The organism is Denitratisoma oestradiolicum (assembly GCF_902813185.1).
Classification (GTDB): domain Bacteria; phylum Pseudomonadota; class Gammaproteobacteria; order Burkholderiales; family Rhodocyclaceae; genus Denitratisoma; species Denitratisoma oestradiolicum.
The window spans coordinates 1,861,653-1,875,128 of sequence record NZ_LR778301.1; the positions used below are offsets into that span (position 1 = coordinate 1,861,653).

A 13,476-nucleotide genomic window follows, 5' to 3' on the forward strand; every position below is an offset into this window, starting at 1 on the left:
GGCTTACCGGTTGAAGACAGCCATCGACTGGAAGATGTTGGTCGGCATCCCGGAATTGAGACTCTGGTGCATCAATTGCAGCGAACGGCTGAGTTCGGCGACCTGCATCCCTTTCTGATATTCGGCACGAAGCATGTCCCGCGCTTCCTGCTCGACCTCGGTCAGCCGAACAAGGATTTTTTCTGCCGCCATCACGGCATCCGGTCCGCTTTTGCCGGCATCGTTCTGCAAGGCATTGCGCAGAGTCTTTGAAAGGTTCGTGAAGTACGCGTAGGCGACATCCACGGCGATCAGTTGGGCGTAATCCTCGGTGATGCGGTCACCGCCAGGGATACTGCTGGATACCGCGAGCATCTTCCAGACAGGCAACGAGGAACTACCAATCAGGGCCGCATCCATGGAGGACTGTCCCCCCGTGTCACGATTGACGATCTTGTCGCGCATGGCGGCAATCCGGGTACGGACCTGGCGGGAAAACGGCGCAACCGTGAATGCCGTTTCCGAAAAACTCGGCGTCATACATTCAGCCAGATCCGTTCCACATTTGAGGCCGGGGAGATTGACGGTGGCCGACGCGCCGTCACCAACAAACTGGCGAAACGTCAGCTTGCCCCCGGGCAGGTAGGTCCATCTGGCTTTTTCATCTGCGTTTTCACCAGGTGGCGTAACGATGATGGTGCCGGTCAGACTCATCAACAATTCTCGTGTTTCATCGGTGATGCCGGAAATGCGGTTGAGTGAGCGCCAGACCACGTTGCCGGGATCGAAGATTTCCCGCGCGCCCTGCGAGGTGGCTTTTGCGGCATTGCGAATGTTCTTCGCCGTGGTGCGACTCTTCTTCCATTCATCCCAGGACTCGAAGACGTCACCGAACATGTTGAGACTGGCTCCAGCCGTCTTGCCTTCCTTTTCCTGGACACGATCCGTGACCATGCTGCCCACCGCGCTGACTATTCCCTCTGCCGCCTGGCAGGAGTTGATGTTCAGGTTATTCATCTTGGTGGCCTGGTCCTGCAGGTACTTCAGCAGATCGCAAAGGTCGGGCGACATCGAGCACAGGGCCATGTTGAAGGCGGCGCCAATGGCGTTATTGCCGATGTTCCGCAGCAGCGAGACAAACTGTTCCTTGTTGATGAAGGAAAACGACCCGGCAAAGAGATCAATGCCGCCGCATCCGGCGCTGAAGGACGGCGGCGAGATGCTGGCCAGTTGATAGTTGCGGACAGGCGTTCGCATGTACAGGCTGCCGCCGGTGTACATGTTCATGGTCTGACCGCGGTAGGCATTGGGGCCGGTGACGTTGCCGTAGGCGCCGATCTCGTTGAACCAGTCCTGCATCGACTGGTTGACGGTGGCGTGCGCAGGAATGCAGGTCAGCGCAAGCGCGAAGGATGCAAGTTGCGCACAGCGCCGTGATGAAAGTGCCATGCCGATCTCCATCAGTAAAGTTCGCCTGGTTTGGTCTGGGTCAGGATGTAGATGCGCTCGACGATTTCCTGCGCCGAGAGGACGCCGGAGCCAATGGGCAGCAGACGCCGATCCTTGACATTGCCGAGCACGACCAGCGGCACAACCGATACACCCAGCGCACCGGCCATCCCGTTATCTTTGGCCGGTCTTGGATAGTCGGGAAGACCGCCGCCATCGAGCGAAACGGGAAACACGGTGATGCCGTATTGCTCGGACAGCAGCTTGAGCGTGGGCGCCAGGCGATGGCAGTAAGGGCAATCCGAGCGGAAGATGAAGAACAGGCCCCATTCCTTCGCCAGCGCCGCCATTGTGTCTGTCTCGCGCCGGTTGCGCTGACTGTCACGCACCTGGATGGCCGCGTTGTTCGACGGATTACGCAGCTGATAGTTGATTTCGGGATTGGCCCAGACCACTCGCCGCCATACATCCGAAAACAACGATGCCCGGTCCATCAGGGCTTCCTGAGCAACGATGTAGGTCTTCAGGTTTTCCGAAGTCGGCTTGAGGATGGCGATCGCCCGTTTCTGCTCGACCTCCTCGCGCAGCTTCTTGAGCGCATCAACGGCTCGTTCGCCTTCGCTCTCTGCGCGGTCTGGAGTCTTCTTTGGACTGGCTTCGGCGGCTTCCTCTTCCGCCAGATCGCAATACCAGTGAAACCTGGCTTCATCGCACTGCCAGGAGGACGGATAGTCCAACGCCTCACGCGCCTGGGCGCTTGAACAAAGCAGGACGGCAAGTAGCGCCAACAAGCGTCTCATCGGCATGGATCACTTGGTCGTCGACGCCGGCAGGACAAGACCAGTCGCCTGCGCAACCTGCTCGGTCAGGTCTGGAATTCGCGAATCGGAGGTCTTGAGCAGTGCCGCCGTATTTACCAAAGCACAGGCACATCCCCGGCTGACCTCTTCGAGGCCAGCATCTAGCCTGGCGCCGAAGGCCTTGGCCTCCTCGAAGAGTTTTGCTTGCTCCTGGGCGTCCAGTCCCGGCTTGATCCGTTGCACCATGGATTGCTGCTGATGGGCGACCAAGCGGGCGATATCGACCCGCCCAAAACGGGGAATCTCCGGCGGATGGCGGTACATCCAGACGACCAGAAGCATGGCCCCCGCCAGCAAGGTGGCAATGCTGGTCAGGACGTAGGGCTTGATCGATGGCACGGCACGACTCTCAGGATCAGGTTGCACGTTGGGTTACCAGTTGTTCAATGGCATCCGCCACCGACAATCCTTGATCGCGCAGACGTTTGATCGCCTCGTAATCTTCGGCGCGCGTCGAATAAACCAACATGGAGAAGGGATCGAGCAGGAGGCGTCCCAGGCCTGACCCCATGGGCGAGTGAATATAGATTTCGGAGAAATTTCCATGCTCGGTACTGACGGAGCCAAGCTGGCGCTTCAGCCACTCGTCGAGAGAGAGTTTCCCTTCCTTGCCCAGGCGCTCGATGTTCTCCGCTTTCTGGCGCAGCAGGAACAGCCAGTCGGCGTTGTTGATGGCCGCCTTGGTCGCTTCGTTCTTGTAGTAGTCGTCGACCGACTGGGTGATCGTGCCGAAAGCCCCGCCATACTTGCGGGCGCGCCGATAGCCAGCCTCGATGAAGCTGCCGCTTGACCCCGAACCCATCAAATCCCAGCTTTCGTCGATGATGACCAGCTTGCGCCGGGAACGGTCGCGGTACATCTCCTGAGTGATGCGGTACATGATCAGTTGCATCACTACCGATTGCAGGTCTTTCTTGGATTTCAGTTCTTCCAGCTCGAGCACAACGAAGTCCTTGTCGAACTGGATGTTGGCATCGCCCTCGAAGTAACTCGCATACACGCCGTGGCGGGTATAGGGTTCCAGCGCCGTCGCCAGGCGACTCAGATCCCGCTCGTATTCACCTTCGCTGGATAGACGACCAGTCTGGAGCAACTCGTAGATATCGGTGATCGTCGCCGAGCGTCCCTTGGCGTCCCAGACACGCTTGATGGCGGACCCCAGCGCCGTGTAGCCGTAGTTGTCGAGCGGCTCACGCGGGCTGGCCATCTGGGCCAGCAGCGGCAGGACCATCTCCATGTCGGCGTTGATATCGATGATCATGGAGAACGGGTTGAGGCAGATCGTGTTCTGCCGCTCGTCGGAAAATTCGATGAACTCGCCGTCCAGTAACTCGCACAGGTTCTTGTAGGAGCGACCGACGTCGATGATCCAGACCTTCGCACCCGCGCCAAGGTAGCGATAGGTCATTTCATTGACGAACACCGACTTGCCGGAACCGGACAGCGCCGCGACGGCAAAATTGAAATTTCCGCCCGTGTTGTCGAACAGGTCGAAGCCGATGATCTGCCCTCGTCGCCCGAACAGTGTCATCACCGGCGTCTGCGTACCCTTCCACTCGGCGATCAGCGGCGAGGTCATCACCGCGTTGTCGGCCGTCTTGGTATTGATCCGGCCGAACTGACGTAGGTCGTTTTGCAGGGCCGGGGTCAGTGTCATCGGCATGGTCGCGGTCAGCGCCTGATGCTGAAGGTAGAAATCCTTGGTCAGATCGAAGCCGCGGGCACGCCAGACGGCGCGCACGGAATGCTCGCAGCGCGAAGCGTCCTCCACCCGAGAAACCAGGCATACCTGGTGATACATCCCGACCACGGTGCGTCCGCTGTCGAATGCCTTCAGAACCATGTCCCAGTCGCGTTTGCGCTCCTGCAGATCGGGCTGGAAATGGGCGAGATAAGACCCAGCGCTCTGGGTCGCCCGTGCGGCCTTCATCTGAGCCCGCGTACGCGCCGACTCGTAGTCAAGTGCCACCGCGCCCATGGTGATGATGAAGGGACAGGGCATCGCGAGGGCCAACTGATAGGGATCGCCGATCAGGTAGTTCATGCCGGACAGCCGGAAGTATCGCGGATACTGGCGGACAGAAAACAGCTGCAGGACGGACTCGGCCCCGCCGGCCTTGCGAAAGCGAATGTCGCCATCCCCCACCCGCGAAGCGATTTCCAGATTGGAAATCTGCTTGCGCAACGGCTGATCGGCATTCCAGTCGATCGGCGCCACGGATCCCCCGGAAAACAACCGTGAGTGGTCGAAGAAATCTCCGACAAAGTTGAGCAGTTCCTCTGGTCCCCAGTCATGGCCAGGCAAATGGGCGGACTTCAGAGTGGCATGAATGCTTTCCCGGATGCGCAAGGCCTCATCCACATCGGCCGGCAGTTCGGGATCGAGCGGCAAGGTGACCGAGATGACCGACCGAAAATCTCGCAGCAGGTAGGTCTGATGACCAAAGATCGATTCGCCGGTGCCTTTCAGGTAGTGATCGATCCGGCGGCGTGCCAGCAAGCGGAAGATGTTGCTGTGCCGACGCTGAATACCCTCGTCATCGGAATCAATCGCAGAGGCTGGTAGCAAGTTGGCCTGCTTCTTCAGCGCGGGCAGGATGTGCGGGCTGCCATACAGCGAGACTTGGATACCCGTACCGGGTGGGCAGGACACGAACAGACTGGCCAGCACCTTCTCCATTTCGTCGTTGGCACCTGTCTGCGGCAGAGTCTCGATGCAAAAGCCGATGGCGTGTTCCTCGCGTTCCCCAAAGCCTCCTTGATCCAGTGCGAAGAGACGTGTGTCGTCCTGCCAGGCGAGATAGGGAAGAATTCCGCTCAGGCGAGGCATCCGTGAAATTTCCTGCAACAGATGCCGTGGCAAACGATCGGCTTCGGCGTTCCTTTCAGGCAAGAATGCCTCTCTCAAGATTTCCGCAAATCCCATTACTCCACCTCACCAGGCACGGACGGCACCGAACGCGCAGACGCTCCGGGCAGCAGGGACGGAGGCATTGCACCGCTCGGTGGCGATGCACGCTCCATTTGCAGGGACTGTCCGCCCGTTGGTGGCGATTGCGGCGCAAACGTCTTCGGCGGCACAACCGGGCGGTAGCCTTCCGTCGCCTTGCGCCGCGAGTGCTCGATTTGCCAGCGGCCGGAATCGACAACCATGTAGAAATAGGACTGATCGTGCAGCACCTCGTCGTCATCTTCCCAAGGAGCCAGCCACACGCGACGCACCTTCTGGGCGCTGCGCAAGGGATCGCCGGAGCGCGGAGCCATCGCATCGATCCTGGCCTGAGCATTCAAGACATTGCCCGGTTTGACCACAGGACGTTGCCCCGGCAGATTGTTCTGCACAGCATTGGCATAGACGCCTGACAACGAGGCGCAGGAAATCCCGTCCGGCGCCTTGCAGGAAAAGCCCCCCTGTCCATCCAGGCCGGTCATGCTGGCACAGCCGGCCAGCCCGAGCATGAGCGGGACGAGCAGCGTCTGGCCGACGCTCATCGCCCAGCCTCCAGCAGCCACTGCTCGATACGCTCCTTGGGTGCCGCGCCCGGCAGGGTGCGACCGTCGGCCGACAGCAGGGTCGGCGTTCCCTGAATGCCCAGACGCTGGCCGAGTTGGATATTCCGTTCGATCGGATGATCGCACTTGCGGCTGGACGGCACCTTGCCCGATTTCATCAACTCCGCCCACGCCTGCGCACGATTCGCCGCACACCAGACGGCGATCGACTTGTCCCTGGCCTCGGGGTGTAACCCGTCAAGAGGAAATGGGAAGGTGTAGAGCGTGATGTTGTCGAGCTTGTCGAGTTCCGATTCCAGGCGTCGGCAATACGGGCAATCCGGATCTGAAAATACCGCCAGCACCCGTTCGCCCTTGCCGCGCACGATTTTGATGGCATCTGCCAGCGGCAATTCACCAAAGGCAACCCGAGCTGCCTTCTCCACCCGCTCGGCGGTCAGGTCGCGCTGTTCCTTCATGTCGAACAGGTGCCCGAAAACGAAATAGCGCCCGGTCGCATCGGTATATGCGGCATTCTTACCCATCACGACCTCAAACAACGACGGGATTTCAGAGCGCTGCACCCTTTCAATCTTGGTGGCCGGATACATCTCCTTGAGACGGATCGACAGTGCCTCGGCAGACTCATCGGCCGCCACGGTGGTCGAGCCGGCGACGGCAAGAATGAGGCCGAGCACGGCCATGGGTAATTTGATGCTCATGTAGTCGTACTCCTGTTCGAGGTCAATTGGCTTGGTAGGGTTCAAGCGGCTTTTTCTGGATTTCCCTGCCGCGCCGCCAGATATCGGTGTAGGTATCGGGAGCTCCGCCTGCCGATTCGGTTTCGAGGGAGAAGCCTTTGGTGAACACCACATCCACGGTGCGCCCGGCATCGACTTCGATGATCGGGAACATCTTTTCGGCCAGCGTGATGTAGTACTGGGACAGGCGGTCCAGCGCCTTGCCGACTCCGGTACCGATGCCAGCCTGGAACTGTTTGCCCGGATCGACAGTGCCGACGGAACCCAGCGGATTGGTCGAAACCGTGGTCGCGCTTTGCTGAAAAGCCTGCCCAATGCCGGCGCCGATGCCGGCAACCAGCGCATTGGCCAGCACCTGTCCTTGCTTGCTCACCAGGCGGCCGCGCATCCCGGCTTTGCCGTCTTCGCCGACAACGTAGCCTTTCACCGGAACATCGACGGCCTTGCCGTCGTGGCGAACGCAGGAGAGCGATTCGAGCCGGATATAGGCCCGCTCCGAGCTGATGTCGCCATGGCTCGCGCCCAGCACCAGGCACTCCTTGATCTTGAAGCGGTAGCGATTGGGCAGGAAGGCGTTGTCCTGAACCCGCATCAGGATCGGATGGGGATTGCTCTGCGCCTGTCCGCCGGTCGGCGCATCCAGTCCGCCGAGCAGCGCTGCCCGAAAGAATGACCCCGAAGGCACATAACTGAGTGCGTCGCGTTTGGCGTCCGGCTTGACTGCAGATTCCTGAGCCGCCACGCGTGCATCGCTCACTTCGAAGGAAGCTATCCCCGGTGGCCGTGGCGGCGGTGGCGGCTCCATGGTGCGATCCTCCTTCGTGCCATTCAGCGCAGTCTGCACGAGTGGCGGCGGCAGCGGAGGCATGGGCGCCTGTACCGGCATAGGAGCTGGCGGTGGCGGCAACGTCAGTGCCGGTGGCAAAACTGACGCAGGTTTTTTGTCGAGCGTATCGACCTGCTGGCGCAAGCCTTGGATCATGTCCTCCATTTGCCGCATCTGTTCGGCGCTCTTGCTCATCCAGATATCCCTGGGGTCCGCTTGAGCCCCCGGAGTGGCAATCGGCATCGGTTGCGGTCGTGACGGGTTGCTTCCCTGGGGTAGCTGTACCGGTTTATCCCAGATGGCTACACCGCCAAACACCAGCAGCAGGAAAGCGCCGATTCCCAACCCGAGGATCAGGTATTGCCGATGCTTCGGCGACAGACGGGAAATGGCCCCGGCGATCCTGGATGGCGGCGGATTAGCCATTGCGTCCCTCCAGCACCACCATGACCTGAGTCGATTCGCCAGGCTCCAGCTCCAGCGTCTCGACCATCACCGCGAGAACGCCACGGCGATAAAGTTCGCGCTCGTCGATGACCATCCGTTGCTTGGAAACATTGGTCAGCTGGTACTTCTCGCCGACCAGCGCGCCTTCCAGCGTTCTCACCAGGACAAAGCGTGCCTCGTTCCAGAGCGGCACAATGTCCAAGGCATCCTTCGCGCTCATGTCTTCCGGTTCCGCATCGCGCACCAAGGCCAGCATGACGCGACGAATGGCGGCATTGCGTGATTCATCGGCGCCAAACGCTTTCGGCTCCTGACGCAGCCGACTGCGATCACGGATCACGATGGTCTCGGCCGGAACATCGGCCACTTTGACATTCAGCTTCCAGTGCCGTCCGGCATCGTCGGCGACAAACAGCGTCAGAAATGACTTCTCCGCAGCCGGCTTCACATAGGCCACGCCGCTGTCCTTGTCCGGCGTCACCTGGAATTCGCCCTCGACCCCTTGGATGCGTCGAATCTTCCGCCCCTCGACACGGATCAGGTTCGGTTCGCTGCGCGACATCGTGGCGATAAGCCCGTCATCCTGGCTGCCTTCCAGGGTTTGACCCGCGAACGCCGCCAAGCTGGCGCTAGCGAGAAACAGTGCCAGTAACAGCGGCTTGCGCATTGGTGGCAGCGCTTGCGGCCCCGAAGGGATCCTGGTCGCTGGTTTCCTTGAACTCGGATACATGGAGTCTCCCGTTGAGGTACCGAAAGCCGACGACATAGGTCGTCTGCTTCTCGGCGGCTTTCTTGTCGCTAACCCAGGTTTGCAACACACCAGAGAGCGCCACTTTCATGGCCGACTCGTCAACCGTCATGGCCTGCGTGGAAAACTGGGTCGAAGCGTTGTTCTTGCGGATGAAGTCCCCCCGTGCGCCAAACTCGGCTTGTAGCCGGCCGTAGTCACTGGGAGCGGTGTACTTGAGGAACTGGTCCTTCTGGAAGTCGGCAACGTGGGGCGTGATATTCAGCGCGAGCCCGGCATACCAGTACGCCATTTCCTTCAGGTATTCCCCGGAAACCTTCTGCCCGCTCACCCAGAAGGATTGGTGGATTTCAGGGGGGACGAGAATCGTTCGTTCCGAACCGGCCACGGTAAGCGAAGCCCCTGCGTTCGCCAGCAGCGCCAGAACCAGGCCGACGAGCGCGATTCTCATGAACAAGATCTCGTTGCGCTGGTTGTCCCGCTCGGCGGTGAATTTACTGAACTTCATGGGTCAGCCCAGAAAGAACCGATAGTGCGATGGCGGTGTCGCTCGGGCTCGGATCACGATCCAACTGGGCAGCCACCAATACAGGGCATGCAGCGCGAACTTCGGATGCTTGCCCGTCTTGATGCGGCCGTATTGCCAAGCGACCACGCCACCGAAGAGCATCCCGGCCACCATCGCCCCGGAAACGACGCCCATGCCCATGACCAGCAGGAACAGGATCGCCTGGTCGAAATCCCACCACAGGAAGCGCTCCTGCGCTTCCAGGGACTTGGGGATGTAGCCGATCTCGTCCATGCCGGGGGCGACCTCAGATCGTCGCGGTCAGGATGCCCGAAGCGATCGTCGGGGCATACTGAAGGAACACCGCGAAACCGATGCCCGACAGGATGGCGATCGGATTCAGCCGCGCCAGGGAAAACAGTGCACCAAGACCGATAGCGGCGACTGCGGCGGCCTTTCCGAAGTAGCCTTGGACGAGGCCGGTGAGCCAGGTGTAGAGGCTCTGGAATTCCGTTCCGGTGGTACCCGCGATGGCGCCTGTAGCCGCGACCAGCAACATGAGCGCGAGCGCGCCCTTCAACGCATTACGACTGCTTTGCATAACTTGCCCCTTGAAGATCGATAAAACACTTGATGAGCCAGCCGAGGCCCAACCCCACCGAAATACCACCCAGATGGGCTTCAAACCCGTTCTCGATCGGCGAGCCTGGCGCGAGGATGCCGATGGCGATGAATCCGCCGGCGATGGCGATGTCGCGGATAAATCCGCGGGTACGAGGTAACTTCACTTCATTGCACTCCCTTGCTGTTACTGCTGCTGACCGCATCCCGCTTTGCAACGAGATGCACCAAACGGATTTCCGCGCGCCGGTTCTGACGGCGGGCGGCTTCGGTACGAGAACTGTCGACGTAGCAACACATGCCCGTAGCTTCCACCTTGACCGGTACCGAAATCCCGTGTCGGACAAGCCAATCCCTGACGGTGTCGGCACGTTGCCTCGCCAGACGATCATTGAACGCTCGGGTGCCAACATCATCGGTGCGACCGACGACTTCGATACGGATCGACTTATTTGCATCAGGCAGAAGAGCATTCATCTTCCTTGCCCCTGCCTCGGTCAGATGACTCTTTCCAAAATCGAAGTGGATGACATGCTCATCGGTCTGCTCACTTGTCAGCGGCGACGAAAGTGCCGGATCAAGTAGTGGTTGCGGCGAGACGCTGATCGCATTTCTGGATCGCTCGATGACGGCCAAAGTCTTTTGCGTGGGACGAGGACAACTCGCCCCCGCGCACGTCGCGAATTGGCGATCTATCCAGCCAATGTCATGACGGATCTGGTCAGATACCGGAAGTTCGGGTGCGGTACTACAGCCCGCCAGAACGAATACCGATCCGATGCCCAGCATGCGCATCAGGATCGCCATGAATTGAGTCGGGCAGCTACCCGGTGGGAATAGGCGTTACGCTTGGCCGGTGAGCGTGCGTTATAGGCACCTACTGCCTCCCAACCGTATCCATGCCGGCGAATGTTCTGCGCAAGTATCCAGGCGCCAACATGAGTGTTGAGGCAGGGATCAAGCAGCTTCTGTCGATCGATTCCGAAGGCGGCAAGAGTCTCCAGCCATCGACTGTTGATTTGCATGTGACCGAGATCTTCACTGCCGTCCCGGTTCACATTTCGGGCCTGCGGATTTCCGCCGGACTCGACGGTCGAGATGGCTTCCAGCAACGCTGGAGCAACGCCGTAGCGCGCCCCGGCCTGTTCAAAGCAATGGGCTTGGCTCGAAAGCGAAAACAGCAGAAAGTGGGCTGCGACCAGAATGCGATTCATGGCCCGCATGGTAGGGAGCCATCAGCTGCCTGCGCGGCCGAAATGTGACCTTTATGGACGCATTTCGAAAGTCAACGACCGTTGAATAATCGTAGTGAAGCAAATCGGCGTTAGCAGCTCGTCATCGATTCACAATCGCTTCTGTAGATTGCTCACCCACAGCCAGAGCGAATAAGACAGAGACACCGTCAGTACCGGGGCAATCAGGGCGGGGAGCGGGATCGGCATCAACAGCCAACAGGAGAGCCCCACCAGCGCTACCCACATGACACGAATCCCCAATTTGTGTCGGATTGGGCTTTGGGCAACAAAGGAGAACTTGCGTATCTCCCGAATGTAATGTCCGTCCAGATAGGCAACGAGGGCAAGCGGAATACCTGGAACAAGCCACCCGATCAGCACATGCAACCGATACACCAGAAGACCTATCCATAACCAGGTCGCCTCGATACGCGAACGCATCCATTGACTGAGACTCGCGTTCCCCAAGGGGCCTTGCCCTATGGATTCTGCCTCAGCCAGAAAACCCTTGAAGTCCTTCACCATCGAATCTTTAAGGCCACGGACAGCCTGACCATAGACCACGTGCTCACCTTCACCTGCAATGGCATAGACCTCGCCACGCTCAGTCATCCAGGCTGATCGAATCACTGCGGGAGGTATGAAAACCCACGTTGCCACGACGGCAATGAAAACGCCAATAGCCAGTACCGTAGCAACCCCGGAGTCATTTCTCTGAGCCATTACCGCTCCGTAACCAGAATCGGGATACGCCCCTTCAAGGTTCGACCACCCGACAATCGAGCAATGAAATGCAAGGGCGGCAACTCCCCCAGCATGGCCGCGGGAAACAAGTCGGCCTCCTCTTCGAGAATCTGCTCCTGATACGACGCGCTGTATTCGTCGTGAATACGCGTGTCCACATTGTGACCGTAGCGTAGCGCCATCGACCGCACCTTGGTCTGTGGCATGCCTTCGGCGATGTACTTTTGCGTCTCTGAATCGAGTACCCGCAAGGCGATCTTGTTGTTGGTGTTGGCCAATACCTGGCGAGCCTTGTTCTCATCACCGAGGCGGCTGGCAAAGTCAGCAAAGGTCTGCGTCGCTATCGTTACTCGAAAATCTGCGCCTCCGCCCTTGTTCATGAGCTGGATCGCCGGCTGATTGAGAACCTCGGCCGCCTCGTCGATGAAGAGATTCACCGGCGTCAGGGTATCAATCCCATAGTTGTAGCGATCCCCCGCCACAGCGGCAAGATCAGCCAGCATGATGGAACCGATGGCGCTACCAACCGTTGAGTCCGCCAGAGAGTCGAGACCGATATAGACCACCTTGTTGCCGCGAATTATCTTGGACATGTCGGTCACAAGGCGTTCATGACCAGGCTCGAAGTCCGGCGACAGCAGCTCCTGCAGCGGATCACTGGTAAGCATTGAGAGAATCGGGATCAAGGATGCCACCATCTTTTGAAAGTGATCCCGGTTGTGCTCGTAGGTCGAAATCAGGCCGTCCAGGTCAACCGACTGGGCTTCATGGATGGCAACCTCTTGGTAGAAGGCCACATAGGCCTGGAGCAAGCGGTCCTTGTTCTTCCGAATGTAGGACGAGGCACGTGTCTCCCAGTCGCGAACATGCGCGACAAAGTGGACTTTCAGCGCTCGTTGCAGAAGACTTTCCGGCCCACCTTCCACGTAGCGCCGAAGCTGGACCAGATTGGGACGATGGCCAGTGGCTATCATGCCGTTAGTGATGTCGTTCAACACCTTCCAGCCGAATGCAGTGAAGGGATCGGCGCCTGTTTCCGAAGGAATCAATGCGGCGACGCGGCTGGCCAGCTCAGTCTTGCGGTTCCAGTTGCGCAGCGGGTCAATGCACGCCGATCGGTCCGGGTGTGCCGGATGGAAATAGACGAAGCGATCACCCTCTCCACTGGCATCACAGGCAGCACGTGCATTCTGGGCGAGACCATGATCCCCTTTGGGATCGATGATGATCACGGTTTCACCGCGAAAGATTGCCTGGGCGATCAAAATGTCGAACAGGCGAGTCTTGCCGACCCGAGTGCTACCAACGATCAGGCTATGGCCCACCAGGTTTGCCAACTCGGAATAAATATCCTTTTCGGGGGCAAGACCATGAACCCAGTAGGAACCTTCTGCGTGCTGAGCAGCCGTTCCAAGGGTGCGAACCACACCCATCGACATCAAGGTGTGCAGTTTGGTCGCTTCGATATCGGTCCAGGGAAAACCACGCCCCAACCAATACGACTTCGATGCGATGGCCTGCCGAGATTTGCACCGCAAGGCTTCCAGATCGATAAATTCCTTACCGAAGAATTTGAGACGTCGATCTTCGACATTCCGGCGATAGGCCTGAAAACTGCGCACCGCTGCACCGGCTACACAGCCGATTCCAAGCACGACACCAAAACCCCGGAAGATCGGCGCCACAGTGGTCAAGAGAAAAATCGAAACTGCGCCAACAGTCCAGACTACCGCCATGCGCGCTTCGAAGTTCGGACGCCATGGGACTTCAAACTGGTAGGGTGAGGATGCATTGGCCATTGTTTTG

General features: G+C 59.3%; 16 protein-coding genes. All 16 read right to left on the reverse strand.

Annotated features, from left to right (window positions below; all coding sequences use genetic code 11):
• Positions 1 to 3 precede the first annotated feature (3 nt).
• The gene (locus DENOEST_RS08575) at positions 4 to 1,428 is read right to left on the reverse strand and encodes a conjugal transfer protein TraH (RefSeq protein ID WP_183148224.1); all 1,425 of its coding nucleotides are present in this window, start codon (positions 1,426 to 1,428) and stop codon (positions 4 to 6) included.
• An 11-nt stretch (positions 1,429 to 1,439) separates the two neighbouring features.
• Positions 1,440 to 2,216, reverse strand: coding sequence for a conjugal transfer protein TraF (locus DENOEST_RS08580; protein WP_170228055.1), 777 nt, complete (start codon positions 2,214 to 2,216; stop codon positions 1,440 to 1,442).
• Positions 2,217 to 2,237: 21 nt separating this feature from the next.
• A complete protein-coding gene (locus DENOEST_RS08585) occupies positions 2,238 to 2,654 on the reverse strand; it encodes a hypothetical protein (protein ID WP_145768989.1) in 417 nt (138 codons plus the stop codon).
• Positions 2,644 to 5,214 carry a type IV secretion system protein TraC gene (traC, locus tag DENOEST_RS08590; protein WP_145768990.1) on the reverse strand — a complete coding sequence of 857 codons (2,571 nt, stop codon included), beginning with the start codon at positions 5,212 to 5,214 and terminating at the stop codon, positions 2,644 to 2,646. Before traC ends, DENOEST_RS08585 begins: the two co-directional genes overlap by 11 nt.
• The gene (locus DENOEST_RS08595) at positions 5,214 to 5,780 is read right to left on the reverse strand and encodes a TraV family lipoprotein (protein WP_145768991.1); all 567 of its coding nucleotides are present in this window, start codon (positions 5,778 to 5,780) and stop codon (positions 5,214 to 5,216) included. The genes traC and DENOEST_RS08595 overlap by 1 nt, the downstream gene beginning before the upstream one ends.
• Positions 5,777 to 6,547, reverse strand: coding sequence for a DsbC family protein (locus DENOEST_RS08600; RefSeq protein WP_232096478.1), 771 nt, complete (start codon positions 6,545 to 6,547; stop codon positions 5,777 to 5,779). Before DENOEST_RS08600 ends, DENOEST_RS08595 begins: the two co-directional genes overlap by 4 nt.
• Positions 6,525 to 7,793, reverse strand: coding sequence for a TraB/VirB10 family protein (locus DENOEST_RS08605; protein ID WP_145768992.1), 1,269 nt, complete (start codon positions 7,791 to 7,793; stop codon positions 6,525 to 6,527). The genes DENOEST_RS08600 and DENOEST_RS08605 overlap by 23 nt, the downstream gene beginning before the upstream one ends.
• Positions 7,786 to 8,481 (reverse strand): TraK domain-containing protein, encoded by a 696-nt coding sequence (locus DENOEST_RS08610; protein WP_170228056.1) that lies wholly within the window; start codon positions 8,479 to 8,481, stop codon positions 7,786 to 7,788. Before DENOEST_RS08610 ends, DENOEST_RS08605 begins: the two co-directional genes overlap by 8 nt.
• Positions 8,444 to 9,070, reverse strand: coding sequence for a type IV conjugative transfer system protein TraE (gene traE / locus DENOEST_RS08615; protein ID WP_145768994.1), 627 nt, complete (start codon positions 9,068 to 9,070; stop codon positions 8,444 to 8,446). Before traE ends, DENOEST_RS08610 begins: the two co-directional genes overlap by 38 nt.
• A gap of 3 nt (positions 9,071 to 9,073) precedes the next feature.
• Complete coding sequence (gene traL, locus DENOEST_RS08620) at positions 9,074 to 9,364, reverse strand: type IV conjugative transfer system protein TraL (protein WP_145768995.1); 291 nt, start codon at positions 9,362 to 9,364, stop codon at positions 9,074 to 9,076.
• 13 nt (positions 9,365 to 9,377) lie between these two features.
• A complete protein-coding gene (gene traA, locus DENOEST_RS08625; protein ID WP_145768996.1) occupies positions 9,378 to 9,671 on the reverse strand; it encodes a TraA family conjugative transfer protein in 294 nt (97 codons plus the stop codon).
• Complete coding sequence (locus DENOEST_RS08630; RefSeq protein WP_145768997.1) at positions 9,655 to 9,858, reverse strand: hypothetical protein; 204 nt, start codon at positions 9,856 to 9,858, stop codon at positions 9,655 to 9,657. The genes traA and DENOEST_RS08630 overlap by 17 nt, the downstream gene beginning before the upstream one ends.
• A gap of 1 nt (position 9,859) precedes the next feature.
• Positions 9,860 to 10,498, reverse strand: a complete 639-nt coding sequence (locus DENOEST_RS08635) for an OmpA family protein (RefSeq protein WP_145768998.1) — start codon at positions 10,496 to 10,498, stop codon at positions 9,860 to 9,862.
• On the reverse strand, positions 10,486 to 10,914 hold the full coding sequence (locus tag DENOEST_RS20630) for a lytic transglycosylase domain-containing protein (RefSeq protein WP_145768999.1): 429 nt from the start codon (positions 10,912 to 10,914) through the stop codon (positions 10,486 to 10,488). Before DENOEST_RS20630 ends, DENOEST_RS08635 begins: the two co-directional genes overlap by 13 nt.
• Positions 10,915 to 11,034: 120 nt before the next feature.
• Positions 11,035 to 11,649, reverse strand: coding sequence for a DUF4400 domain-containing protein (locus DENOEST_RS08645; protein ID WP_145769000.1), 615 nt, complete (start codon positions 11,647 to 11,649; stop codon positions 11,035 to 11,037).
• Positions 11,649 to 13,469, reverse strand: a complete 1,821-nt coding sequence (traD, locus tag DENOEST_RS08650; protein ID WP_145769001.1) for a conjugative transfer system coupling protein TraD — start codon at positions 13,467 to 13,469, stop codon at positions 11,649 to 11,651. The genes DENOEST_RS08645 and traD overlap by 1 nt, the downstream gene beginning before the upstream one ends.
• Positions 13,470 to 13,476 lie beyond the last annotated feature (7 nt).